The organism is Pelagibacterium limicola, from assembly GCF_015694405.1.
GTDB classification, from domain to species: domain Bacteria; phylum Pseudomonadota; class Alphaproteobacteria; order Rhizobiales; family Devosiaceae; genus Pelagibacterium; species Pelagibacterium limicola.
In genome coordinates this window covers 317,231-343,086 of record NZ_JADQDB010000005.1, presented here as the reverse complement: position 1 = coordinate 343,086, position 25,856 = coordinate 317,231, and the positions used below count along the sequence as shown (strand labels likewise).

Annotated in this window: 20 protein-coding genes and 1 pseudogene; 5 read left to right on the top strand and 16 right to left on the bottom strand. The window is 63.3% G+C overall.

The genetic code is table 11. The features are described from left to right. Nucleotides 1–42: 42 nt before the first annotated feature. From I2G20_RS12435 to polA, 6 genes and pseudogenes are all read right to left on the bottom strand, one after another. The gene (locus tag I2G20_RS12435; protein ID WP_196260030.1) at nt 43–1,335 is read right to left on the bottom strand and encodes an ABC transporter substrate-binding protein; all 1,293 of its coding nucleotides are present in this window, start codon (nt 1,333–1,335) and stop codon (nt 43–45) included. A 210-nt stretch (nt 1,336–1,545) separates the two neighbouring features. Continuing rightward, the gene (locus I2G20_RS12430) at nt 1,546–3,348 is read right to left on the bottom strand and encodes a glycoside hydrolase family 15 protein (RefSeq protein WP_196260029.1); all 1,803 of its coding nucleotides are present in this window, start codon (nt 3,346–3,348) and stop codon (nt 1,546–1,548) included. Nucleotides 3,349–3,362: 14 nt separating this feature from the next. Beyond that, the gene (locus tag I2G20_RS12425) at nt 3,363–4,382 is read right to left on the bottom strand and encodes an SDR family oxidoreductase (RefSeq protein WP_196260028.1); all 1,020 of its coding nucleotides are present in this window, start codon (nt 4,380–4,382) and stop codon (nt 3,363–3,365) included. A 683-nt stretch (nt 4,383–5,065) separates the two neighbouring features. After that, entirely contained in the window at nt 5,066–5,503 is a 438-nt protein-coding gene (locus I2G20_RS12420) for a DUF1810 domain-containing protein (RefSeq protein WP_196260027.1), read from the bottom strand. 188 nt (nt 5,504–5,691) lie between these two features. Continuing rightward, nucleotides 5,692–5,984: pseudogene (locus I2G20_RS12415) on the bottom strand (GIY-YIG nuclease family protein). Between the two features lie 292 nt (nt 5,985–6,276). Continuing rightward, the gene (polA, locus tag I2G20_RS12410; RefSeq protein ID WP_196260026.1) at nt 6,277–9,168 is read right to left on the bottom strand and encodes a DNA polymerase I; all 2,892 of its coding nucleotides are present in this window, start codon (nt 9,166–9,168) and stop codon (nt 6,277–6,279) included. A gap of 252 nt (nt 9,169–9,420) precedes the next feature. Between polA and I2G20_RS12405 the strand changes: the two genes are divergently transcribed. Continuing rightward, the gene (locus tag I2G20_RS12405; RefSeq protein ID WP_196260025.1) at nt 9,421–9,966 is read left to right on the top strand and encodes a response regulator; all 546 of its coding nucleotides are present in this window, start codon (nt 9,421–9,423) and stop codon (nt 9,964–9,966) included. A 104-nt stretch (nt 9,967–10,070) separates the two neighbouring features. Here the strand turns inward: I2G20_RS12405 and I2G20_RS12400 are convergent, their stop codons facing one another. The 5 genes from I2G20_RS12400 to I2G20_RS12380 all read right to left on the bottom strand — a co-directional run bounded on the left by I2G20_RS12400 (nt 10,071) and on the right by I2G20_RS12380 (nt 14,981). Continuing rightward, nucleotides 10,071–10,607: a CAP domain-containing protein gene (locus I2G20_RS12400; RefSeq protein ID WP_196260024.1), complete on the bottom strand. Its 537-nt coding sequence runs from the start codon at nt 10,605–10,607 to the stop codon at nt 10,071–10,073. A gap of 97 nt (nt 10,608–10,704) precedes the next feature. Further along, entirely contained in the window at nt 10,705–12,108 is a 1,404-nt protein-coding gene (gene ligM / locus I2G20_RS12395; RefSeq protein ID WP_196260023.1) for a vanillate/3-O-methylgallate O-demethylase, read from the bottom strand. A gap of 157 nt (nt 12,109–12,265) precedes the next feature. Then, on the bottom strand, nt 12,266–13,000 hold the full coding sequence (locus tag I2G20_RS12390; protein WP_196260022.1) for a GntR family transcriptional regulator: 735 nt from the start codon (nt 12,998–13,000) through the stop codon (nt 12,266–12,268). Nucleotides 13,001–13,093: 93 nt separating this feature from the next. Further along, complete coding sequence (gene purU, locus I2G20_RS12385) at nt 13,094–13,957, bottom strand: formyltetrahydrofolate deformylase (protein ID WP_196260021.1); 864 nt, start codon at nt 13,955–13,957, stop codon at nt 13,094–13,096. Nucleotides 13,958–14,018: 61 nt separating this feature from the next. Further along, nucleotides 14,019–14,981 (bottom strand): VOC family protein, encoded by a 963-nt coding sequence (locus tag I2G20_RS12380; protein ID WP_196260020.1) that lies wholly within the window; start codon nt 14,979–14,981, stop codon nt 14,019–14,021. A gap of 207 nt (nt 14,982–15,188) precedes the next feature. Between I2G20_RS12380 and I2G20_RS12375 the strand changes: the two genes are divergently transcribed. Next, nucleotides 15,189–16,109: a methylenetetrahydrofolate reductase gene (locus I2G20_RS12375; protein ID WP_196260019.1), complete on the top strand. Its 921-nt coding sequence runs from the start codon at nt 15,189–15,191 to the stop codon at nt 16,107–16,109. 131 nt (nt 16,110–16,240) lie between these two features. Continuing rightward, complete coding sequence (locus tag I2G20_RS12370) at nt 16,241–17,365, top strand: 5-methyltetrahydropteroyltriglutamate--homocysteine S-methyltransferase (protein ID WP_196260018.1); 1,125 nt, start codon at nt 16,241–16,243, stop codon at nt 17,363–17,365. A 61-nt stretch (nt 17,366–17,426) separates the two neighbouring features. On the opposite strand, the gene I2G20_RS12365 is transcribed toward I2G20_RS12370, so the two are convergent. The 5 genes from I2G20_RS12365 to I2G20_RS12345 all read right to left on the bottom strand — a co-directional run bounded on the left by I2G20_RS12365 (nt 17,427) and on the right by I2G20_RS12345 (nt 22,200). Beyond that, nucleotides 17,427–18,143 carry an ABC transporter ATP-binding protein gene (locus tag I2G20_RS12365; RefSeq protein WP_196260017.1) on the bottom strand — a complete coding sequence of 239 codons (717 nt, stop codon included), beginning with the start codon at nt 18,141–18,143 and terminating at the stop codon, nt 17,427–17,429. Next, entirely contained in the window at nt 18,136–18,888 is a 753-nt protein-coding gene (locus I2G20_RS12360) for an ABC transporter ATP-binding protein (RefSeq protein ID WP_196260016.1), read from the bottom strand. Before I2G20_RS12360 ends, I2G20_RS12365 begins: the two co-directional genes overlap by 8 nt. A 5-nt stretch (nt 18,889–18,893) precedes the next feature. Beyond that, nucleotides 18,894–19,889 (bottom strand): branched-chain amino acid ABC transporter permease, encoded by a 996-nt coding sequence (locus I2G20_RS12355; protein WP_196260015.1) that lies wholly within the window; start codon nt 19,887–19,889, stop codon nt 18,894–18,896. A 14-nt stretch (nt 19,890–19,903) separates the two neighbouring features. After that, nucleotides 19,904–20,767 carry a branched-chain amino acid ABC transporter permease gene (locus tag I2G20_RS12350; protein WP_196260014.1) on the bottom strand — a complete coding sequence of 288 codons (864 nt, stop codon included), beginning with the start codon at nt 20,765–20,767 and terminating at the stop codon, nt 19,904–19,906. A 254-nt stretch (nt 20,768–21,021) separates the two neighbouring features. After that, nucleotides 21,022–22,200 carry an ABC transporter substrate-binding protein gene (locus I2G20_RS12345; protein WP_246473050.1) on the bottom strand — a complete coding sequence of 393 codons (1,179 nt, stop codon included), beginning with the start codon at nt 22,198–22,200 and terminating at the stop codon, nt 21,022–21,024. 411 nt (nt 22,201–22,611) lie between these two features. Here I2G20_RS12345 and I2G20_RS12340 point away from each other — a divergent pair, with 411 nt between their 5' ends. Beyond that, nucleotides 22,612–24,396, top strand: a complete 1,785-nt coding sequence (locus tag I2G20_RS12340) for a sensor histidine kinase (RefSeq protein ID WP_196260105.1) — start codon at nt 22,612–22,614, stop codon at nt 24,394–24,396. Then, nucleotides 24,393–25,757: a sigma-54-dependent transcriptional regulator gene (locus I2G20_RS12335; protein ID WP_196260013.1), complete on the top strand. Its 1,365-nt coding sequence runs from the start codon at nt 24,393–24,395 to the stop codon at nt 25,755–25,757. The genes I2G20_RS12340 and I2G20_RS12335 overlap by 4 nt, the downstream gene beginning before the upstream one ends. Nucleotides 25,758–25,856 lie beyond the last annotated feature (99 nt).

Genomic DNA, 25,856 nt, shown 5'->3' with positions numbered 1-25,856 from the left:
CCACACCCGCCGATGGGAACCGGCGGGTGTGGGGTGGAGCGATCATGCCCGTTCGAGGATCGACTGGGCTTCCGCGACGAAGGCTTCGGCACCTGCGCGCGGGCTGTGCTGATCGAAAGCCACTTCTTCGCTCACCCGCACGAGCGTCCGGTCGATTTCACCGGCACCCAGCGGCGGCGGGGGCGGCAGCGGACCGGCAAGATCGCCGAGTTGTCCGATATATTCGACCCCGGCCCGGCCGGCCTCGTTGAGTTGCGGCGCAAGGAAATCGCGCACGGCAGCGGATTCGGGCACGCCGCGCTCGACGTCGAGGATGGCAGCAGCTTCCTGGTCGTTGACAAAGAAGCTGATGAACGCTGCTGCGGCCTCCTTCTGCTCGCTCTGGGCCGAGACCGAGAAGAACATCGACGGCTTGCGGTAGTGTCCGCCGCCAACGCCGTCGGCAATCCGCGGATAGGCGCGCATCACGATGGGTTCTTCATTGATCGCCTGGTAGCCGACCAGCTGGTTGGAGTGCGCATAGGAAATCGCCGCACGACGAAGTGAAACCATGCCCGTCTCGATCTGGCGTTGATCGAGGGCCTGCACATCGGGAGGCACGCAGGCACCCGACGCCCGCATTTCGGCCCACAACTCGAACCATTCGTGGATATCGTCGACATCGAAGGCCAACTCGCCGTCTGCGGTATAGAGCGCCTTGCCCTTCTGCCGCAGGAAGTTCTCTAGGAAGGGTTCGCCGCCCGAGCCGTCGGCAATGCCGTAAAAGCCCTGTCGGCCGGAATTGGCCGTGATCTCGTCGCCGATTTCCTTGAGGCGGGCCAGGGTGAGGCTGTTGTCGGGAAGCGGGATTCCAAGCTCTTCGAACACGGCCGCATTGACCATCATCGCCGCCGAATTGGCGCCCAGGCTCACGCCGTAGAGCGAGCCATCCACCGACCCGCCATCGATCGTTGCCTGGTCGAAGCCCGAAAGGTCGAGCGTGCCGTCCAGGAATTCATCGAGTGGGGCCAGCGAGCCGCGGCGGGCATATTCGAAAATGTAGCGGTAGTCCATCTGGATGACGTCGGGCGCATTCCGGCCGGCAACCTGTGTCGCCAAGCGGGGCCAGTAGTCGTCCCAGCCGACGGTTTCGCCGTCGATCACGACGCTCTCATTGGCCGCCATGAACAGCTCGCTGACCGCAAAGGTCCGGTCGGCGCGCGGCGCCGAACCCCACCACATCAGCCTCAAGCGCGTTTCCTGCGCGATCGCCCGGCTTACCCCGGCCAGCGAGGCTGCGGAAAGCGCGGCGGCACTCCCCAGGAGCATCCTGCGTCTATCGATTACAAGTGACATTACATCTCCTCCATTTTCTCCCAAGGCCTGCACTCCGGCAGGTCCGTGGCCAAACTTCCGGCATTTTTATTGTGCTCCGGTCTTCTGCCGGTAAATAACCAGTTGGTTACTATGCTGTCTGACAAGATTGGCGCTGTCAATCGTTTTATGGGGCCGGATCGCCACCCCGGATCGGCAGCGCGGGAACCGGCTTGGGCGTCTTCGGCCGCGTTACTTGCGGTCCTTGCCCTGGCCCTTTTTTTCGTCCTGCGCGAGATTATAGGCGGTGTCCACAAGGGCGAAATGGGAGAAGGCCTGCGGGAAGTTGCCCACCAGTTCCTTGCCCTCCCAATCGTACTGTTCGGAAAGCAGCCCCACATCGTTGCGCAACGACAGGATGCGCTCGAACAGCGTGATCGCCTCGTTGCGCCTCCCCTGCAGGATGTAATTGTCGGCGAGCCAGAAGCTGCAGGCGAGAAACGCCCCCTCGTCGCCCGGCAATCCATCCACCGACTCTTCGGTGTCGTAGCGCAGCACCAGCCCCTCGCGCATCAGGTTCTCCTCGATGGCTGCGATGGTGGAGGCCATGCGCGGATCCTCGACGTCCAGAAAGCCGACGATCGGCATCAGGAGCACCGAGGCATCGAGCGCCTCCGCGCCATAAGCCTGCACGAAGGCGTTGCGCTTCCGGCTGAACCCTTTTTCCTCGATGTCGCGGCGAATATCGGCCCGTAACCCGCGCCAGTGATCGACGGGGCCTTCGAAGCCGAAGCGTTCCGCCGAGGCAATGGCGCGGTCGAACGCCACCCACGCCATCAGCTTGCCGTGAACGAAATGCTGCGGATCGCTGCGGACTTCCCATATCCCCGCATCGGGCTTGTCCCAGATCGTCTCGAGATGCCGCAGGAGTTCATGTTCGACACCCCGGGACGTTTCATGCAGATCGAGGCCCAGGCACCGGGCTTCGTAAAGCGTATCGATAACCGACCCGTACACATCGATCTGCAGCTGGGCGTAGGCGGCATTGCCCGCCCGGACCGGATGGGAGCCGCGATGTCCCGGCAGCCCTTCGAGTTCGACCTCCCCGGTCCGCCGCTCGCCGGCGATGCTGTAGAGTGGCTGAAGCTGGGAAGGTGCGCCGGCCACGGCCCTGAGCAGCCAGTCGCACCACTGCTCGGCTTCCTTGCGGTAGCCGGCATTGGCCAGCGAAAGCACAGTGAAATAGGCATCGCGCAGCCAGCAATACCGGTAGTCCCAGTTCCGCTCGCCCCCCACGGCCTCGGGCAACGAGGTCGTTATGGCTGCGACCACGCCACCGGTGGGGCGGTATGTCATCGCCTTGACGGTAATGATCGAGCGCATCACCGCTTCGCGCCAGGGCCCTTTATAGGAACACGTCTTCGACCACTCCCGCCAGAACGCCTCGGTCTCCTTGAGCGCCTTTTCGGCATCGGGCAATTTGGGCGGCGGCAGATGCGAGGCTTCATAGGCCATGACGAAGGGCAGGCGCTGGCCCTTCCGGACCGTGAAGGTGCTGACGATCGAACGGTCGTCCTCCTCGAGGTCCACCGGAGACGAGAGGGTGACCGAATGCGGTCCGGCGGTGGCGCGCAGGGCCCTCTGGTCTTCCGAGCGCGTGGCCCAGGGCGCGATCCGGCCATAGTCGAACCTCACCCTGAGATCCATGTTCATCAAGACCTCGCCCTCGAGCCCCACAACGATCCGGACCAGGTCGGACACCTCGTGGTTCTTGCGCACCGGCATGAAATCGATGAGGCGCACGCTGCCGCTTTCGGTGTGAAAGTCGGTTTGGAGAACCGGATTGTCCCCGCTATAGCTGCGCTCGACACGGGCCGGCGCGGTGGCGGGGGCGATCTGCCAGTGGCCATGCTCCTCCGAACCCAGGATGGCGACAAAACACGCCTCGGAATCAAACCGCGGCCAGCATAGCCAGTCGATCGAACCGTTGTTTCCCACAAGGGCTGCACTTTCGCAGTCCCCGATCATGGCATAGTCGCTGATTTTCAAACCCATGCTTCCCGCCGCCCTCAGTGGCGTCCGCGCGCCGTGCCAAAGACTTTAGCCAGAGCAGCGCCGGCCAGACCCGCAACCAGAAGGGTGCCGCCCGCCAGCGTAGCCAGGGTTACCGAAGCCGGCAGCAGCACCGCATGCGCGCGCGCCTCGTCATCGAAAGCCCCATCGGGCTCGTGCAGGTCCTCGACCGGGGAGCGGAGGTTATCCTCCCGATCCGGTTCGACGGGTTCGTCCCGGTCCTGCCCCTCGACGGTATTGCGGGCCAGGTAGCGGTCCATGAAGCTGGGCAGGGCCATCGCGCCCAGGATCGTCATGGCGGTGCTTCGCCCCAGCCAATACTCCCTCTTGGGGTTCATGGCCGCGTGCACGATGGCGTCGGCCGCCGCCTGGGGCGAATAGACAGGAGCCACCGGGCGCGGCTGTGCCTCCCTTTTGGTCCGCGCCCAATCGAATTGGGTCGTGTTGACCGCAGGCAGATGCACCGAAGTGATGCGGATACGGCTCTGCGAATGGATAAGCTCGGTGCGCAGGGCGTCGGAAAAGCCGCGGATCGCATGTTTGGCCCCGCAATAGGCCGATTGCAGCGGAATGCCGCGATAGGCAAGGGCCGAACCGACCTGTACGATAACGCCCGCGTCCCGCGGCTCCATCTGCCGCAGCGCCGCCATGGTGCCGTGCACATAGCCCAGATAGGTAACCTCGGTGACCCGCCGGAACTCTTCCGGCGATACCTGTCCCAGCTTGCCGATGATCGTGGTCATGGCGTTGTTGACCCAGATATCGATGGGCCCGAGCCGGTCCCTGCAGGCTTCGGCCGCCGCAAAAACCGCCTCGGCATCGGCGACATCGGCAGGAAAAACCTCCGCCTCTGCGCCCAGAACCAACAGTTCGCGCCGCGTCTCCTCGAGCCCCTCGCTTTCCCGCGCGAGCAGCCCCACTTTGGCGCCGGCGCGGGCAAAGGCGCGCGCCGTGGCGCGGCCGACCCCGGCTGAGGCCCCGGTGACCAAAACGACCTTGCCGTCCATATTCGTCATGCCGATGTTTTCCCTGGTTTTTCGTTCCGTCCGCATGGAGCTAACGCACAAGGGCGCGGTTTGTTCGGCAGGGGAGGTTGCGGCACAGAGTGGGCGTGCCCTGCTCTCGATGCAGCGCGAAACCCCGGCCGCCTTCCGGCTCCGGTTGGTCGAGCTGCGCAGGGCGAAGATCGCTTCCGTACGCTCTGTTTATTTATGCGCGAGCGGTCTTCGCCCTGCGATCCGGGAGTTTTCGGCGTCGGCGTCCCCATATGGCTGGGGCCAATCCCCGCCCCCTTTCGGGGGTACGACGCCGGATGACTACGGCGAACGGCTCACGTGACGCTCTTCGGCCCGGCCTGGACAAGAAAGTCCATGCCACCCGGATTCACCGCCCCAGAAACGCGTATGCATCCTCGCTCGTGGGCAGCGACGGGGACCATCATAACGAGGGTTCGCGATACGGGGATAAGATTTCCGGCGTGGCGGCGGCGTTTTCATCCGACGCCTGCGGGTCGCGCTCGTCCGAAGCGGCGGCCTGCTCATCATAACTGAACGGATTGAACGGCTTTCGTATAATTCGTTCAGTTATTTTTTTGCTTGGCCCTTCCGGTGGCGCCGCCATGCGTCGGCACGGCATCGCGCGTGCAGTATCGCACCCGCGCGGCGTGTGGCGATAAGATTTATTCGGGCCAGCGCTGCCATCACAGCCGTATGAGCGTTTCAGGGTCACGCGCCCCGGTATAAAACGCATCGAGCGCTTGCCCGAACACCGGCTCTTCGGGCACGGCCTCGGCAAAAAGCGTCATCGACGAGCGGAACTTGAAATCGTCGGGCGACCCGAAGATGTCGTGCGCCGATTTCTCCTTATGCCCGAGCACGGCCCGCGTGCATTCCGTTAGCCGCGCGCCCAGCACGGGGTGGGCATGATATTGGCGCGCCGCGCCAAGCCCCGAGAGCGCATAGCGCCGGCTCATCTCTGAATGCCCCAGCCCGGCGACCTGCGGAAAGATGAACCACATCCAGTGCGAGCGCTTCTCGCCCGCGAGGAGTTCGGCGAGGACGGTTTCGTAGACGGGGTCCTGGGCGGCGAGGAAGTGGTGCATGGCGGGAGGATAGCATGTGAACAGGCTGGGCAACATTCCGGGTCGTCCCCACCTCCGTCACTACCCGGCTTGTCCGGGTGGTCCAGTCGATGTAGTGCGGCGCGCGCCAGCCTCTCGAGAAGTCACCTCGCGCTGGCCAGCGCGGCTGGATCACCCGGACGAGCCGGGTGATGACGGGGAGGAGGACATGCGCGGTGCGCGATAGGCCTTGCGAAGGGCGGCGATCAATCCAATGCCATCAGCCAATCGGCCAGATCGCGCCACTCGGGATTAAGCGCCTCGATCAAATTGATCTTCCACGCGCGCGGATATTTCTTGATGCGTTTTTCGCGGCCTATGGCTGCCGCGATCAGTTCGTGTTCTTCGAACATACCAGCCTGTGCGTCCCGTATTTCCGGGTAAAGTGGCCACCTTCCCCGCGCTGGTGCTGACCCAGACGTTGGCGCAAGTTGCTTGTGACGCCGGTATAGAGCGTGCCGTTGCACCTGTTGGCAAGGATATAGACGTAGCCCCTCATGAGTCGAACGTATCGAGAACATAGGCTGGTTGCAACGCTGCACCTGCCCTACACGCCGTCGCCACCCGGCTCGTCCGGGTGGTCCAGGCCAGGTCTCACAGCGCACGCCACTCCTGGCAGAAGTCTCAACGCGCGCTGGACAGCGCGCAGCTGGATGACCCGGATAAACCGGGTCATGACGAGATGGTGGGGATGGGATGGGACGGGATGGGATGGGATGGGATGGGATGGCATGGCATGGCATGGGAGGTGGCGGCGAGCTTTCATAAAGTGGTGCGCGCAACCCGCGCCGTCAGTGCGCCGCTTCCCAGTTCTCCGCCGCCTTCGCGTCCACCTGAATAGGCACCGCTAGCCGCACCGCGGGTTCGGCTGCCCCTTCCATCACCTTGCGTATGACCGGGAGTGCGGCTTCCGCCTTGTCGGCGGGGGCTTCGAAGATCAATTCGTCGTGGACCTGCAAGAGCATGTCGGCCTGAGCCTTTTCGGCGGCCAGGACCTTTTCCATGCGGATCATGGCGCGGCGGATGATGTCCGCTGCGCTGCCCTGGATCGGGGCATTGATCGAGGCGCGTTCGATGAAGGCGCGTTCGGAGGGGTTCTTGGTGTTGGCGTTCTCGAAGGGGATCTTGCGCCCGAAGATGGTGGAGACGAACCCTTGCGCTTTGACCAGCCGCTTTTGCTGCTCCATATAGTCCTGGATGCCCGGGAAACGCTGGAAATAGGTCTTGATGTAATCGCCCGCCTCCGAGCGCGCGATGCCCAGCTGGTTGGCCAGCCCGAAGGCGGAAATGCCATAGATGATGCCGAAATTGATCGCCTTTGCGCGGCGGCGGATCATCGGGTCGATGCCCTCGATGGGCACGCCGAACATCTCGCTCGCCGTCATGGCGTGAATGTCGAGCCCCTCCTCGAAGGCATCCTTGAGGGCATCGATATCGGCGATATGAGCCAGAACGCGCAGTTCGATCTGGCTGTAATCGGCCGAAATCAGGAGATTGCCGGGCGCCGCGATAAACGCGGTCCTGATCTTGCGCCCGTCCTCGGTGCGGATGGGGATGTTCTGCAGATTCGGATCGGTCGAGGACAGCCGCCCCGTCGCGACCGCCGCCTGATGGTATGAGGTGTGGACGCGATTGGTGCGCGGGTTGATGTAATCGGGTAGGGCGTCGGTATAGGTCGATTTGAGCTTGGTCACCCCGCGCCAATCGAGCAGGACCTTGGCGAGCGGCACGCCTTGCAGCGCGAGATCGTCGAGCACCGACGCGCCGGTGGCCCAGGCGCCCGTCTTGGTTTTCGTGCCGCCCTCGAGCCCCATCCTGCCGAAGAGGATATCGCCAAGCTGCTTTGGCGAGCCGAGGTTGAAGCGCTCGCCCGCCAATTCATGGGCCTCTTCCTCGAGCGCGGCGGCGCGCTGGGCGAAATCGCCTGAAAGGCGCGACAGGATCTGGCGGTCGACGCTCACCCCGCGCGCTTCCATCCGCGCCAGCACCGGGACGAGCGGGCGATCGATGGTTTCATAGACGGTCGTGGCATTGAAAGCGGCAAGGCGCGGCTTGAGGACATGCCAGAGCCGCAAGGTAATGTCGGCGTCCTCGGCGGCATAGGTCGCAGCCTTTTCAATCGAAAGCTTGTCGAAGGTGAGCTGGCTTTTGCCGGTGCCGGCAATGTCGGAGAACTTTATGCAGGTGTGGCTGAGCCAGCGCTCGGCCAGGGCATCCATGCCGTTGTTGCGCGCACCATCGAGCGCATAGCTCATGAGCATGGTGTCATCGATCGGGGTGAGCGTGATGCCGTAGCGCGCGAAAATGCCCAGATCGTATTTGATGTTCTGGCCGATCTTTAAGATCGCCGGGTCCTCGAGGATGGGCTTGAGCATATCGAGCGCGGTGCGCAGATCCATCTGCCCCTCGGCGCGCCCGCCCCCGAACATGTCGCCCACCCCATCGACATGGCCGAGCGGAATGTAGCAGGCCGCGCCCGGCTCGGTGGCAAGGCAGATGCCCACGAGATCGGCCTGCTGATTGTCGAGCCCGGTCGTTTCGGTATCGACCGCGACATGGCCCATCTCAATGATCTTTTCGACCCAGCCGGCAAGCTGGTGGGCATCGCGAACGATCTCGTACCCCTCGTGGCGGCAGGGAATGGCGCGGATTTTTTCGAGCACCGCTTCGGCATGGGCCTCCGGCCCGTGATTGGTCCGGTGCGCCGCGCCGGTATCGGCGGAGGTGCCCGACTGGCCCGAATGCCCTTCGGCGGTGGCGGAAAGCGCGGCGTCGGCGGAAAAATCGTCCGGATCGACCTCCAGCAGCGTCGAGACGCGGCGGGTGAAGGCGGCAAATTCCATCGCCTTGAGGAAAGGCACGAGGAGCTTGGCGTCGATGGGCTGGCGCACCAGATCGTCGAGAGGAATTTGGACTGGCGTGTTGCAATCGAGTGCGACGAGCTTTCGCGAGATGCGCGCCAGTTCCGCATTCTCGATAATGGTTTCGCGGCGCTTCTGCTGCTTGATCTCGCCGGCGCGCGCAAGGAGCGTTTCGAGATCGCCATATTCGTTGATCAGGAGCGCGGCGGTCTTGATCCCGATGCCGGGAATGCCGGGCACGTTGTCGACGGCATCCCCGCACAGCGATTGCACGTCGACCACCTTGTCGGGCGTGACGCCGAACTTCTCGAACACCTCGTCCGGGCCGATCCAGCGCATTGGCGGCTGGCCGGGGCGGGCGATGGTGTCGAGCATCGAGACGTTCTCATCGACAAGCTGCATCAGATCCTTGTCCGAGGAGACGATGGTGACCTTGCCCCCACGGTCGCGCATCTGGCAGGCATAGGTGGCGATGATGTCGTCGGCCTCATAACCCTCCTGCTCGATCGAGGGCAGGTTGAAGGCGCGGGTGGCGTCGCGGGTCAGGGGAAACTGCGGCACGAGGTCCTCGGGCGCCTCGGGCCGGTGGGCCTTGTACTGGTCGTAAAGATCGTTGCGGAAGCTCTTGCCCGAATAATCGAAGATGACCGCCATGTGGGTGGGGGTCTTCTCGCCCTTGAGGTCTTCGGAAAGCTTGAAGAGCATGTTGCAGAACCCCGCCACCGCTCCGACCGGCAGCCCGTCGGACTTGCGCGTTAGGGGCGGCAAGGCGTGATAGGCGCGGAAGATGAAAGACGAACCGTCGACAAGTACGAGATGCATGAGAGGCGTCCGGCAGGGTGATTTGGCCAGAGCGATTCCGGCAAAAGGGGAGACCACCCTAAAAGCCCGAAAGCGCAACACAAAAAAGCGGAACCCTCACCATTGCAAGAATCGTGAAAATTCCCCGCGCACCTTGGCGCGTTCTCGCCGCCCGGGCAAGAGCGCGAACCACCGGTGCTTTTCTCATAAAAATAGACGAATTTGTAACCGCCCGTGCCTATAATTGCGTCAATCGGGAGAGCGGAGGCAAAAATGCTCGACCACTGCGCCGCCATTCACCTGGCGCCCCATCGCGATTGGAGCACGCGGTGCGGGGAGATCGTCCGTGGGACCGGGATGGGGGAATCCTGCCTGTTCCTCGGCGTTGACGACATCGCCCGCCGCGTACGCAAGACCCCGGTCCAGTTCCTCATCATCAGCTACAAGACCGACGCCGCCGACATCGAGCAGGCCATCGCCGAGGTGCGCCATCACCGCGAAACGGGCGTCAGGTTCATGCCCATTATCGTCTTCAGCCGCGATTCGAGCGCGGCGACGGCGGTACACTTCCTCAAGATGGGGTGCGACGACATCATAACCTTCCCCTGCACCCTCGATTATCTCGCCGAGCGGCTTTCCAATCAGCTCGGGCGCAGGATCGATTATGTCCATGCCGGCGATTATTTCGGGCTCGATCGCCCGAACCTGCGCGAAGGGGACGAGGAGGACATCGTCGAGCGCTTCACCGTCCAGCGCGACCCCGTACACGGGATCAAGATCCTGTCCCAGAGCAAAAAGCCGACCCGCCACGCGGGGTAAGGTTGATCAGCCGCAATATTGGGTAGGCATCGCGCGCGCCTCTCCCCGCGCGGGAGAGGGCCAGCGATGGTGACCCAGCCGTTGTCGCCAGAGATAGGGAGGGACTACGCCGTCATGCCCGGCGAGCGTACGCCCATGATCAGCGCCCAATAGGTGCCATAGGTGTTGAAGGTGGTCGCGGGTCCGCGTTTGACCGAAATGCCGAACTGCACATAGTCGGGATTGATCATCACCTTGTGATGGGCGGGGGATTTCATCCAGCCGTCGATGACCGTCGCGAGGTTCGGCGGTCCGCCCGCAAGATTTTCGCCCGCCCCGCCCCAGAAGCCGGCGCGCCGCAGGCGCTCGATGAAGGGTTGGTCCTTTTCGGCGGTGTGCGCCACCTTGGTGGTGCGCGCCATGATCCCCGCCTGCTCTTCGGCGACAGCCTGCAGCATCGCATTGTGCGTCAACTCGGCCAGCCCGTTCTCGCGCCGCATGGCATTGAGCGCCACGCGCGCTTCCGCGGGCGAAACCGAGGAGACTGGGGTTGCGCGCTCGGTGGCCATGATGACGGGCGCGGTCGAGCACCCGGAAACAAGCAGGGCCCCGCCGGTCGCGGCAAGGCCAAGCAGAAAGTCGCGGCGAAGCATCAGGTTCATGGCGCTCCTTTTACCAGAACTTATTTCCACCGGTAGAGGCAAAAACGCCGCTTCCAAATGGAAGCGGCGTCCTTGAGGATTTCGGTGGGCAACCGGCTTACTTGCGGGTGCGCCAGCTGTCGGCGTAGTTCTCGCGGGCCTCGGCGGCGTAGGGCGTGGGGGACACGCGCACGCGGATTTCGGTCTGCTTGTGATGCTCGGTCGAGGTCTTGCCGGTCGGCTCCGGCTCGCCCCAGAGCATTGTGAGGATGTCGCCTTCCTGCACGTCAGCATCGACAACGCCGAGCGAGAGCACGCAGCGTTCGTTGAACGAATAGCCGTTGAACATCGACATGCCGACCATCTTGCCGTCGGCCATCACCATATCGGCCGATGAGGAAGCATAGTTGGGCTGCGGGAAGTCGATCCACTTGTAGGGCGTACCTTGCTCGAAGGCCGAGGCGATGACCTTGAGGACGTCCTCGCGGTTCCACTCGAAGGTGACCTTCTTGCGGTTCTTTTGGGTCTTCATCTTTTCAAGGGCGGCCTTGCCGATGAAGTCGTCCTTCTTCCAGCCGATATAGAAATCATAGCCGAGCTCGAACGGATTGACGTAGTAGTCCTCGATATTGTTCGAGACAAAGCTGCCGCCGATGGCGCCCGAGGCCTCGTAGCTGTCGGCACCAAGCCATTCGCGATAGGCCGCCAGCATGCCGTCGCCGGTGTAGATGCCCGGAAGCGGGGAGGGAATCCAGCCCGATTCGAGCGTGTTGGTCGAATAGGCGCGGCTGCCGCAACGCACGATATCGACATTGGCTTCCTTGGCGGCATCGAGAATTGCCGAGAGGATGTAGTTCTTGTCCTCGTAAGGACCCCAGATTTCAAGACCGGGTGCGCCGGACATGCCGTGACGCAGGGCCTGAACCTTCTTGGAGCCGATATTGATCCAGTCGACATGGAAGAACTTGATGTCCGGAATCGGCCCGCGGTTCATCTTCTCGAAGATCTTGTAGGCTTCCGGACCCTGGATCTGGTAGCGGTAATGGGTGCGCAGCACGCGCTCGCCCTCGGGGCGGGAATTGGAGCGCGGATCGTGCTTGATGCGCACATTCCACTTGCCATAGGACGCACAGAACATCAGCCAGTTCGAGGTCGGCGCGCGGCCGACGAGAACGAACTTGTCCTCACGCTCGCGGAAAATGATGTGGTCGCCGATCACGTGACCGGCAGGCGTGACGGGCACGTAATGCTTGGCGCGGTTGAGACCGAAATTGGCGAAGGAATTGATGCCGTGATAGGCGAGGAATTTCTCGGCGTCCGGACCCTCGACGATCAACTCGTCCATGTGGTGGCTCTGGTCGAACAGCACAGCCGAATTGCGCCACGCCCATTGTTCGTTGCGCCAGTTCTGGAACTCGGGCGCCACGACCGGGTATACATACATCCCGATCTTGGAGTTGCGGAGCCGGTCCACAATGTCCGGGTTTTCCTTCATGATGTCGGCAAGACTGGTGTGCGCCATAGTGGCCCCTCCCTTGTGTCACGTTTTTGATGTATACATATGTGCTCGATCGTGAGTGAAAAGCAAGTCCATTTTGACGCGTTTTTCGGCCGCGATGCAGAATCGCCTGCATCGCGCCGGTGTGAATAAGCAAGAGGAGGGGCCGGTTTTTCTGGCCTCAGCGGTGGATCAGCGCCAGGCCCGGAATTTTCTGGAGCAGTTCGGGGTCCTGGCTGAAAATGTATTCAAGGTTCTGCCGCGCGATCCGCGCATGCTCGCGGGCGATGAATTCGGCCCGCGCACCCTCCCGGGCGACAATGGCATTGAGCATCGCGTGATGCTGGTCCTGCGCGGTGCGCAGGGAGCGCTTGAACGCGGCGATCTCGAGCTTGTTGGGCAGGAAGGCCGAGGGCGAAGCAAAGGGAAGAGCGGCAGCGCGCTCGACCTCACGGCGGACGATGTCGCTTCCCGAAAGCCCGGCGAGTTCGTTGTGGAACTGCTCGTTGAGTTCGGCATAGGTGTCGAAATCGACATCGCCCTCATTGGGGCCAAAGCAGGTATCGAGTTTTTCAACGATCGCCTTGAGGCGCCCGAGCCCATCCGGGGTTGGGCCGCGTTCGGCGGCGATCCGCGCGGCGGTCCCCTCGAGAACCCCACGCAACTCGATGGAATCGACAACGTCGGCATAGCCGAAACGCCTGACGACGAACCCGCCGCTGGGAAGGCGGTCGAGCAGGCCCTCCTCGGCGAGCCGCGACAGGGCCTCGCGTACGGGGGTACGGGAAATCTCCAGCGTTTCGGCCAGCGACACCTCGAAAAGACGCATTCCGCCCGGCAACTCGCCGTTGATGATCTTTTCGCGCAACTCGATGACGGCGCGGCGGCCGTGCGTTGCGACTTCGCTGTTCCTCATAGCCTTCCCCATCTGCTTTGACCCGATGCTGTATAACACCACGCTATGCCGATAGGCGAGACCGGGCGGCGACCGGCCGGCGTCAGCCCCCGATTATTTGGTGAAAACCACCGTCTTGTGCTTGTTGATGAGCACGCGGTCTTCCAAATGCCAGGCCACCGCGCGGGCCAGAACCCGGCGCTCGATGTCGCGGCCCTTGCCCACGAGGTCCTCGGGCGTGTCGGCATGGCTCACCGGCTCGACGTCCTGGCAGATGATCGGGCCCTCATCGAGATCGGCGGTGACGTAGTGGGCGGTCGCCCCGATCATCTTCACCCCCCGCTCGTGGGCCTGGTGATAGGGCTTGGCGCCCTTGAACCCCGGCAGGAACGAGTGGTGGATGTTGATGCAGCGGCCCGCGAGATAAGCCGAGAAATCGTCCGAGAGGATTTGCATATAGCGCGCCAGGACGACCAGTTCGGCACCCGTCTCCTCGATGATCGCCTTGATCTGCGCTTCCTGGCTGGCCTTGGTGTCCCTGGAAATCGGCAGGTAATGGTAGGGAATGCCCTCCATGAGGGTCAGATTGAGCGCATCGCGCGGATGGTTCGAGACGATCCCCACCGGATCGATGTTCAATTCGCCAATGCGATTGCGGTAAAGCAAATCCCCCAGGCAATGGTCGAACTTGGAAACGAGAAAGAGGACCTTGCGCCGCGCGCCAGCGACCCGCAGCGTGAAATCGAGGCCGAATCGTTCGACCTCCTCGGCTATTCCGGTACGGAAGGCTGCCTCCTCGGTCTGCATGGAAAAAACCACGCGCATGAAGAACATGCCGGTCGTGGCGTCATCGAACTGATGCGCTTCGAGAATGTCGCCGTCATGCTTGGCAATACGCGTTGCTACCGCCGCCACGATCCCGCTGCGGTTGGTGCAGGAGAGGGTCAAAATATAGTCTGTCACGTCTAGTGCCTCCATTGCGGCCGCGCGCTGGGGACCGCATACCCTGAAACGATGTGATGATGCGAGGGGTCGGTCCTCAACCCTTCTTCTCCACCGGCGGCGTGCCGTGGGTATGGAAGGTTTCGATTGTTTTCAAGCCCCAGGCCTGTCCCTTCTTGCGGTCGGCCTCGGTCCAGGTGACGGTTTCCCAGTCCGGTGCAAGGATCAGCCGCGCGCCCGCATTGGCCAGTTCCACCCGGTTGCCCGCCGGCTCCCACACATAGAGAAAGAATGTGCCCTGAATCGCATGCTTGTGCGGGCCGGTCTCGATATGCACTCCGTTCTCGAGAAAAATGTCGGCCGCGCGCAGGATATCCTCGCGCTGGTCGGTGGCGTAGGTGACGTGGTGGAACCGCCCATGCCCCCCACCGTGCTCCTCGGTACAGGCGAGATCGTAGGTCTTGTTGTTGACCGTGAACCAGCATCCGCCCAGCCGCCCGTTGTCGAGCATGATCTGTTCGGTGACCCGCGAGCCGAGGCAGGTGATCATGAAATCGCGGAACCGGGTAACGTCGGCCGAAAGGAGGTTGAGGTGGTCGATCCGGCGGGGGCAGGCGCCCTGCGCGTGGAACCGGCTCGCCATGTTCTTGAGTGCGGGCCGGTCGTTTTCGTCCGGGATATAGCGGTGCGTGTCCCAGTAAAGCTCGAACACATGGCCGAAGGGGTCTTCGAAGCGAAAGGCCCGTCCGTGGCCGAGATCGCCATCGACCCAGCCGAGGACTTTATATTCCGAGGCCTCGATCGCCTTGACGCGGCGCTCGAGCGCTTCGGGCGATGACACGCGATAGGCAATATGCCCGACCCCGGTGGTCGTGTGGCGCGTGAGCTTGAGGGAATGAAACTCGTAATCCTCCCAGGCCCGCAGATAGGCCGAGCGTTCGTCCTGTCCGGAAAGCTTGAGCCCATAGACACGGGTAAAGAAGTCGAGGCTCTCCTCGTACTTGTCGGTATAGATCTCGACATGCCCGAGATGGGCAACGTCGTAAACGGGCTCAGCCATCGCTTTTCCTCCCGGGATCCCGGCCCCCTGCCAGCGCGGCGGCGTTTAGCGGCCCACACGCGGCTTTGTATGCATTATGGGGCAACTCAAAATCCAGCGCAACGGCGTATGCGGCAGTTTTTTCGCAATTCCGGGGCGTTTTGAGTCCACGCTTGATTTGCCTCGCCAGTTCATTGTATACATAGACCGATGAAATGGAGGATCGGCATGACCATCTTGAATTTCGGGCCCCGGCACACGGACGCAAAGCCGAAAAGCCCTGCGATTTCGGGGATGATCGAAGGTTATTCGATCGAAGTCATGCCGCGCACCGCCGCCAAGGTCGAAGATTTTCGCGCCATTCTTCCAGAAGGCACCCGCGTCTATATCGCCCATATCGACGGCACCCCCATCGAGGACATGCTGGCCACCGCCGCCCGGCTCCACGCCGAGGGCTTTCCGGTCATGCCGCATTTTCCGGCGCGATCGATCCCCGACAAGGCAACGCTCGAGGACTGGATCAAGCGCTACCGCGATGCCGCCGACGTCCGGCAGGCCCTTCTTCTGGGGGGCGGCATAGCCAGCCCGCGCGGCGCGTTCGAGAGTTCGATCCAGCTGATCGAGACCGGGCTGTTCGACAGATACAGCTTTACCCATCTCCATGTCGCCGGCCATCCCGAGGGCAACAAGGACATCGACACGCAGGGCAGTGCCAATGTCGATGCGGCCCTGATGTTCAAGCAGGATTTTTCCACCCGCACCGATGCGCAAATGGCAATTGCCACGCAGTTCGCCTTCGACGCGGAGGCGGTGATCGCATGGGCCGAGCGCATCAGGGCGATGGGCGTCACCCTCCCCGTGCACGTGGGCATCGCCGGCCCGGCCAAGCTCCAGACGCTGATCCAGTTCGCGCTGAGCTGCGGCGTCGGTCCCTCGATCGGCGTGCTCCAGAAGCGCGCCCGAGACATCACCAAGCTGCTCGTGCCCTATGAGCCGACCGAGGTCGTCAATGGGTTGGCCACGCACAAGGCGCAGAACCCCGACAGCCTCATTGCCCAGTTGCATGTCTTCCCCCTGGGGGGAATCAAGGCGGCGGCCAACTGGATGAACGAGAATGGCGGCGAGGCCGTAAAGGCCGCCGTCGGCTAGCGCGCCTCCAAATTCGGTATACAGCACCGCGCCAATTGCGCCTGCCGTGAGCGTAAGGCTTGCCCGGCAGGGGCAAGCCTGTGTACATGAGCGTCAACGCCAGCACGGCGCGTCGATTGAGGAGAATGCCCATGACCGTAAAGCCGCCCCCCTACCGTGCCGATCACGTCGGTTCGCTCCTGCGCAGCCAGGCGGTCAAGGATGCGCGCGCCAAGTTCTTCGGCGGCGAGGCCAAAAGTCGCGACGAACTGACGGCTGTCGAGGACGGTGCGATCCGCGACGCGATCAAACTCCAGGAAGATGTCGGCCTGCCGGTCGTGACCGATGGCGAACTGCGCCGCTCGTTCTGGCACTACGATTTCATGGAGGATCTCGAGGGCTTCAAGTTCGTCCAGCGCGATGTCGCGACCGGCCACAACTTCAAGGGCGCCAACACCAGGCCGATCTTCCCCACCATCACCGGACCTGTCGATTTTCCCGACGATCACCCGATGATCGCGCATTACAGGTTCGTGGCTGAAAACACCAAGGTGATGCCCAAGATCTCGATCCCCGGCCCCTCCTGCTGCCATTTCCGTGTGGCAAAGGCCGATATCGGCCACAAGCCTTATGCCGACGATCTCGAACTGCTGTTCGCCGATCTCGCCAAGGCCTACAAGAAAGCCGTCAAGGCCTTCTATGACGCCGGGTGCCGCTATCTGCAGATGGACGACATCTTTTTCGCCTATCTGTGCGATCCCAAGATCCGCGCCGAAAAACAGGCCGAGGGGCTCGATCCCGATTGGCTGATCGACCAGTACGCCAAGATGATGCACGATGCGATCGAGGGCCGTCCTGACGATATGCTGATCGGCATGCACATGTGCCGGGGCAATTTCAAATCCACATGGATCGCCGAAGGCGCCTATGACCCGGCGGCCGACGCGGTGTTCAACAAGACCGGCGTCGACATCTATTTCATGGAATACGATACCGAGCGCGCCGGCGGACTCGAGCCCCTGCGGCTTTTGCCCAAGGGCAACAAGCGCGTGCTGCCGGGCTTCATCACCACCAAGACCGGCGAACTCGAATCGATCGACGATCTGAGGCGCAAGTTCGACGAGGTGGCCAAATATGCCGACCTCGACCAGTTCGGCATCGCCCCGCAATGCGGCTTCTCCTCGACCGAGGAAGGCAACGACATCACGATCGAGGACCAGAAGCGCAAGCTCGAACTGGTGGTCAAGACCGCCGAGGCGATCTGGGGCGAGGTCTAGAGCCACAGTTTCCAAGGCAGGACAAGAGCCCGGCCGTCGCGCCGGGCTTTTTTTGCCCCTTCTAGGCGTCGCCGAGCTTTAGCCCCAGATAGCGGTCGAGCGTGTTGCGGTCCTTGAGCAGCTGGGCCGAGGTTGCGCTGTGGGCGATGCGCCCGCGCTCTATGATGAGGGCGTTCTCGGTGAGGGCGAGTGCGACCTCGGCATGCTGCTCGACAAGGATGATGGCGATGCCCTCATCCTCGGCCATCTTCCTCACCGCAGCCGTCAGCTCCTCGATGATGATGGGCGCCAGCCCCTCGAAGGGCTCGTCCAAAAGCAGCAGCGAGGGATTGGTCATCAGCGTGCGGGCGATGGTGAGCATCTGCTGCTCGCCGCCCGAAAGCTGGTTGCCCATATTGGTGCGGCGCTCCTTGAGGCGCGGGAAGAGCGCATAAATGGCGGCAACGTCCCAGCGGCCGGGCCGTGCGGCGACGGTGAGGTTCTCCTCGACCGAAAGCGATGGGAAGATGTCGCGCTCCTGGGGTACCCAACCGAGCCCGGCCCGCGCCCGCCTGTGGGGCGCGAGGTGCGAAATGTCCGCGCCGGAAAAGAAGATTTCCCCGCGTGCCAGCGGCACGAACCCCATGGCGGTCAAAAGCAGCGTCGTCTTGCCGACGCCGTTGCGGCCTAAAAGCGCAAGGGACCCTTGCGCGGCAAGCGCGAACGAAATGTCGTCGAGCACGACCGCCTCGCCATAGCCCGAGCGGACGCCTTTGAACTGGAGGAGCGGTTCAGCCATGATGTCCCTGCCCGAGATAGACTTCGCGCACGCGCGGATCGTTGCGCACGGTTTCGGGGTCGGCCTCGAGCAGAACCGCGCCCGAAACGAGCACGATGATGCGCGAGGCGAATTTGAAGACGATGTCCATGTCGTGCTCGATGAACAGCACCGAGATGTCCTGGGGCAGCGCCGAGATGACGGCAAAAAGCGCCGCGCTTTCGTCCTTGGGCACCCCCGCCGCCGGCTCGTCGAGCAGGAGCACGCGCGGCCGTGTGGCGAGTGCCAGCGCGATTTCGAGCAACCGCTGCTGCCCATAGGGCAGGTGCCGCGTCGTGCGCATCGCGACATCGGCAAGCCCGAGCTGGGTGAGAATGGCAAAGGCCTCGTCGATCGCATCGGCATGGGCGGGCAGCCGCCGCCAGAACTGGCCGGCCTTCCCGTCCCGCTCGCAGACCGCCAGCGTTACCGCTTCGATGGGAGCGAGATCGGGAAAGAGCGTGTTGATCTGGAAGGTCCGCGTGAGCCCGCGCTTGACGCGGGCATAAGGTGCCAGGCCGGTGACCTCCTCGCCATCAAGCGCGATACGGCCCGAATCGGGCCTGATCTGTCCGGTGATCAGGTTGATGAGCGTCGTCTTGCCGGCCCCGTTCGGCCCGATCAGCGCATGGCGCGCACCCTGAGGCAGCGCGATCGACACGTTGCGGGTCACCTCGAGCTTGCCAAAGCTCTTGTTGAGCCCTTCGGTGACAAGAACATCGGTCATCGGGCTCATTTTCCGCGCCTCGACACAAGGCCCGACAGAAAGCCCAATATCCCCTTGGGCATGAACAGGACGACCAGCATCAGCAAAATGCCGATGCCGAAATACCAGTATTGCGGATTGACCCCGGCGAGCTGGTCACGCGCCATCAAGAAAATGAAGGCCCCGAGGATCGCGCCGTAGAGACGCCCGGTGCCGCCCAGGATCAGCATGACGACGACATCGGCCGAGCGCTGGAACGAGAGCGCATCGAGCGTCACCACATTGGTCGTTTGCGCCATCAGCGCCCCGGCCAGCCCGGCAATTGCCGCCGAGATCGTATAGATCTTGCGCAGGTGCCATTTATGGTCCGAGCCGATGGCGGGCATGCGCTTGACGTTCTCGCGCACCCCGCGCAGCGCCAGCCCGAAAGAGGAGTTGACCAGCCGGCGGCTGAGTAGGAAGCAGATAAATAGAACGATGAGCGAATAGGTGTAGGACGTATAGCCCCAGAGATCGAAGCGGAACTGGCCGAAAACCGGCCAGCGGTTCATGCCCCGCAATCCGTCCGTTCCGCCCGTGAGCCACGACATGGCGTTGGCGAGTTCGAGGGTCAGAAAGCCCAGGCCCAGCGTCACCATGATGAGCGCAAGGTGCTGCACGCGGGTGATGAGGAACGAGGCGATGAACCCGATGAGCCCGGCAAATGCCCCGGCCATCAAAAGCCCGGTGATCGGCTCGCCCCACCCATAGACCGAGATGATCCCGGCGAAATAGGCCCCAAGCCCGAAGAACATGGCGTGCCCGAGCGTCACGATCCCCGCATAGCCAAGGATCAGATCGACCGAAATGGCAAAGAGCGCGGCGATGGCGATCTGGTTGGCCAGCGGCAGATAGGTGGGAAACAGAAAGAACGGGGTCAGCGCCGCGAGCCAGGCGAGGATTTCAAAGGCCGACCAGCGGCCCTGGCGGCGCATCCAGATCTTGGGATCGGTGGTGCCGGTCGTGGGGTCGGTTGCACTCATCGTTCGAATCCCTCCTAGCGCTTGCCGAACAGGCCCAGCGGCCTGACCAGAAGGATCGCCACGAGGAACAGGTAAATGAAGAATCCACCGAACTCGGGCATGAAGTATTTTCCCGCCACATCCCCGATCCCCAAGAGCGCCGCGCCGACGAACGAGCCGGTGATCGAACCGAGCCCGCCCACCGAAACCACGATCAGGACGTAAACGAGGAAATGGAAGGCAAAGGAGGGCGAAAGCCCCACGATGTCGATGGCCAGCGCGCCGCCTAGCCCTGCAAGCCCGCTCCCCAGCGCAAAGGTGATGGCAAAGACGCGCTCGACATTAAGGCCCAGCCCCTGCGCCACCCGCTGGTTATCCACCGCAGCCCGGATCTGCGCGCCTAGCCGCGTGCGCTCGAGGCCGAACACCAGAAGCGCGGTGACCAGCAATGCGACAACGATGAGGAAGATGCGGTAGGTGGTGAAATTGAGCCCCGCGAACTGCACCGAACCGCGCAGCCATGACGGCAGGATGACCACCTGCTGCACGGTGCCGAAAAGAAAGGTCGCCGCGGCCGTGGCGACAAAGACCAGCCCGATGGTGAACAGCACCTGGTTAAGCTCGCCCGCCCGGTAAAGCCTGCGGAACAGCGTTCTTTCGAGGACCACCGAAACCAGTGCGGCGGCGATGAAGGCGAGCGGCAGCGCGACAAGGAAGGGCAGGCCGAGCTGGCGCATAGCCAATATCGTCACATAGCCGCCCAGCATCCCGAACGCGCCGTGGGCGAGGTTGATGAAGCCCATGAGCCCGAGCGTCACCGAGAGCCCGACCGAGAGCAGGAACAGCAACATCCCGAAGGCGAAGCCGTCGAACAAGACAATGGCGATCTGGCCGGTCATGACCGCGGACCCCTACTGGATTTTCGTTTTGGCATTAGACCATAATTCGCCCCGGCTGGACCACGCACCGCCGCTTCCTCCGTCATTACCCGGACAAGCCGGGTGATGACGGCTGGAGAGGTTGGAGTGCTCGGTGAAGCCACCTGAAAGCAAGCCGTTTCGCCGATTGCCCGCGTCCATTCTCCATCCCGCAGGGAGCCGGGAGAAAGGGCCTTCCGCCCGGATAGGCGGAAAGCCAAAAGTGCCGTTCAAACTTAGTTGCTGCCGTGCAGTGGGTCCTTGACGTCCGGGATCTCGTGGATGATGACGTTCTGGAGTTCGCCATCGACATCCTGGATTTCGCGAATATAGACCGTCTGGACGACGTCGCGAGTCTCGGGGTCGATCCACATCGGGCCGCGCGGGCTCTGCCAGCTCATACCCTTGGCGGCCTCGACCAGCGCATCTCCGGAAGCATCGCCATCGGTGGCCTTGAGCGCCTCGAAGATGAGGTGCATGCCGTCATAGCCCCCGATCGAGAACAGGTCTGGTTCGCGGCCATTGTTGGCGGCGGTATAGGCGGCGACGAACTCGTTGTTGAGCGGGTCGTCGCGTTCGAGCGTGTAGTGGAAGGTGGTGATGATGCCGAGAGCGGTTTCACCCATCGATTCCAGAGCCTCGGGATGGGTCAACTCGCCCTGCGCGAAGATCGCTGTGTCGGGGGGTGCAAGGCCGCGGTCGGCCAGCGCCCTTCCGATGGCGGCGGGCTGGGCGCCGCCGGGTACGAAGATATAGACTGCCTCGGGATTGGCATCGCGCACCCGTTGCACAAAGGCCGAAAAGTCCGGATTGGCGACCGGGGTGCGGTCGGACCCCACGACCGTTCCGCCCGCTTCGGTGAACCCGCGTGAGAACGCAGCTTCAGCATCGTGTCCCGGGCCATAATCGGCCACCAGCGTATAGGCTTCACCGACCCCGGCCACCTCATGCGCCCACTGGCCGAAGGCGTAATTGAGCTGGGGAATGGTGACCGAGGTCCGCACGATATAGGGCGACTGCTCGGTGACGATTGAGGTGGCGGCGTTCATTACCACCATGAGCTTGCCCGCTTCCGCCGATACCGGCGCCGCGCCGAGCGCTTCGGGGGTCAGCGCAAAGCCGGCAAGGATGTCGACGCCGTCGCGCACCACGAGTTCCTGGGCAAGGCGCTGGGCCACATCGGCCGCCGGGCCGCCCGTGTCGCGCCGGACGATCTCGATGGTGCGGCCGGCAACCTCGTTGCCATGCGTTGCAAGATAAAGATCGATACCGGCCTGAAGCTGATTTGCCGCGTCCGCGAACGGGCCCGAATAGGGCAGGATGACGCCGATCTTGAGCGGCTCCTGCGCCGATGCGGCCGTGCTGAAGGCCAAACCCAGGCCCAGCACCACGACCGTCGCTGTTCTTCCCAACATGGAATCCTCCCTTGGTTCCGTTGTGACGGGACGACCGCGCATAGGTTGCGCACCCTGGCGTGTTCCCGTTCGGGAAATTGTATACATAAGATCGTGCATGCGCCAAGAGGTGAAACGCATTATTCGCGAAACGACGCGCTGTATGTTATGCTGCATAGCAAATATTGCGGGCCTCCGAGACGGCCATGTACACATTTCTGGCGTCTGCACGCCGCCTATTTACCTCCCGTTCGCTCGTGGCGTACCTTGCGCCTGACGCTGGCTGGGCATGAGGCTGGCAGCGGCACCATGTTCACGCCAGTTGCATCACGATCGGATGACCGACGCTTGCGTATGATCGAGACGACCGCAGTGACGACCCCCCGCGGGCGCTGGCTATGGCCCGGCGCCATCGCGCTGGTACTGCTTGTCATGATCGTGAGCTGGGGCGGCAGCTACGCGACGCGGTTCTATTTCTCCGAAGCCGAAGCGCGCGGCCAGAACACGTTGAGGCTGGCCGTGGCCGTGCTGCGCGGGCATCTCGCCCGCTTCGAGCGCCTGCCCCAGCTCCTCGCCGATCATGAGGACATCAGGCGGCTGGTTTCCAACCCCGGGGATGACGAATTCGTCGAGGAGATGAATCTCTGGCTCAAATCGATCAACGCGCTGCTTGAATCCTCGGACCTCTACGTCATGCTCCCCAATGGCGACACGCTGGCGGCGAGCAATTTCGATACCGATACCTCCTTTGTGGGCGGCAATTTCGCCTATCGGCCCTATTTCCTTGATCCCATGGAGGGCAGGCCCGGCCGGTTTTTCGCCCTCGGGACGACCTCGCTCAAAAGGGGTTACTATTTCGGGGCGCCGGTGATCATCGGCGGCGACGTGGCTGGTGTGGTGGTCATCAAGATCGACATCGACGCCATTGAGGACAATTGGCGCGGCGGGGACTACGAGATTTTCGTGACCGACCCCGAGGGGGTCATCTTCATGACCAGCAAGACCGACTGGCTGTTCATGTCGGTCCCCCCGCTCACCGGCGACCTGCTCGAACGCACGGCGGAGACGAGGCGCTATGCCGATGCGCAACTGCGCGACCTGCCGACCTCGCGCGGCGCCTATGCCGACCACGAATTGTTGCTCGTCGAGGATGGCGGAACGTTCCGCGAGTTCCTGATGCTGACCGAGGAAATGGCGGAGGCCGGCTGGACGGTGAAGGTTCTGCTCGACACGACCCCCGCCCGCGCCCAGGCACTGTCCGCCGTGATCCTCGCCGTGCTGGTCGTCGGGCTCATTACGCTCTCCGCCGCCATCTATCTCCAGCGTCGCGCGCGGCTGCGCGAGCGGCGCCAGCTCGAACGGGCCGCGCAAGAGCAATTGGAACGCCGCGTCGCCGAGCGCACCGCCGAGCTTGCCGCGGTCAACACCAAGCTCGAAGAGGAGATCGGCGAACGCAAAGCGACCGAAGCCGTCTTGAGAAAAACCCAGTCCGATCTCATCCAGGCCGGAAAGCTAGCCGCATTGGGGCAGATGTCGGCGGCGCTTTCCCACGAATTCAACCAGCCGCTCTCGGCAGCCCGCAATTATGCCGACAACGCACTGGTGCTGATCGAACGCGGGCGGATCGAGGATGCGCGCGGCAACGTCACCCGCATTTCAGGACTGATCGACCGCATGGCCTCGATCTCGCGGCACCTGCGCAATTTCGCCCGCAAGCCCAACCAGCGCCTGAGCGCCATCGATCTCGGCGAGGTGGTGCGCGACACGCTCGAAATCATCGACTGGCGGATCAAGGCCGGCGAGGCGGAGCTCACGATCGATCTGGGCGACGTGCCGGTGCGCGTCCTTGCCGGGCCCGTGCGGCTCGAACAGGTGCTGGTCAATATCCTCGGCAACGCCATCGATGCGGTGAGCGAGGGCGAGGACAAGCGGGTCGAACTTGCCGCGCGGCATACCGACGACGCGGTGACCATCACCGTACGCGACCACGGGCCGGGCATCCCGACCGGGCTCGGCGGACGCATTTTCGACCCGTTCTTTTCGACCAAGGGCGTGGGCAAGGGCCTGGGGCTCGGGCTCTCGATCTCCTACAACATCATCAAGGATTTCGGCGGCGAGCTCAGGGCCGAAAACCACCCCGAGGGCGGGGCGGTATTCACCATCGTCCTCAAGCCCGCCGGGCAGACCTCGGACACCGCGCTGGAGCCCGCCCAATGAGCTGGGGCCGCATACTTCTGGTCGATGACGAGGAGGAGCTGAGGCTCTCGACGGCCCAGACGCTCGATCTTGCAGAGTTCGACGTCAAGGATTTTTCCAACCCCGAGCGCGTGCTCGAGCTGGCCGGGTTCGGGTTCCAGGGCATCGTCATCACCGATATCCGCATGCCCGGGATGGACGGGCTGACCCTCATGAACCGCCTGCACGAGATCGACCGCGACATTCCGGTGATCCTCGTCACCGGGCATGGCGACGTGCAGCTTGCCGTGCGTGCCATGCGCGAGGGCGCCTACGATTTCATCGAAAAGCCGTTCGTCTCTTCCCAGCTCGCCGAGATCGCCACCCGCGCGCTCGACTATCGCCGGCTGGTGCTCGAAAATCGCGTGCTACGCGCCGCCGCCGGCCAGCGCGACGATGTCGAGCAGCGCCTCATCGGGCGCTCCAACGCCATGATCGATTTAAGGCGCAAGGTGCGCACCGTAGGGCCCACCGATGCCGATGTGCTGATCGTCGGCGAGACCGGTTCTGGCAAGGAGGTCGTGGCCCGCGCGCTGCACGATCTGTCTGCCCGCGCCAACAAGCCCTTCATCGTCATCAATTGCGCCGCGCTGCCCGCCAACCTCATCGAAAGCGAGCTTTTCGGTCACGAAGCGGGCGCCTTTCCCGGCGCCCTGCGCGCAAGGTTCGGCAAGTTCGAGCTTGCGCAGGGGGGAACCATCCTGCTCGACGAGATCGGCTCGATGCCCCTCGACGTGCAGGGCAAGCTCCTGCGCGTCATCCAGGATCGCGTCATCACCCGGCTGGGCTCCAACGATCCGCTGCCCCTCGATGTGCGGTTTCTCGCCACCAGCAAGACAGGGCTCGAGGACGACGTGGCGGCCGGGCGCTTCCGCGCCGACCTGCTCTATCGGCTTAACGTCATAACGCTTCACATCCCGCCGCTTTCCGCGCGGCGCGAGGACATCCCGCTGCTCTTCATGCAGCTTTTGACCGAAGCCGCCGCGCGCTACCGGCGTGACCCCGCGCCGGTGCCGCCCAATGTCATCGCAGCGATCGCCGGGCGCAACTGGCCGGGCAATGTCCGCGAGCTGCGCAACGCGGCGGATCGCTACGCCCTCGATCTGGGCCTGCCGGTGACCGAGCAGGGCGCCGTCAATGGGGGCGTCGCGCCCGCCCGGCTGGCCGACAGGGTCGCAGCGTTCGAGAAAAGCGTCATCGAGAACGCGCTGATCGCCCATGGTGGCAGCCTCAAGCCCGTCTATGAATCGCTGGGGCTTTCGCGCAAGTCGCTCTATGAAAAGATGCAGAAATACGATCTCGACCGCACGCGCTTCGGCGGGGAGCCGGCAGGGGACGACTAGAACGGGTGGATTTCCACCCGTACTCGACGCCTAATGTTACCGAATCCACCCATTGACCGGCCCCAAGGGCGGAAAAAATGCAGCCCGCGGGATTCGGGC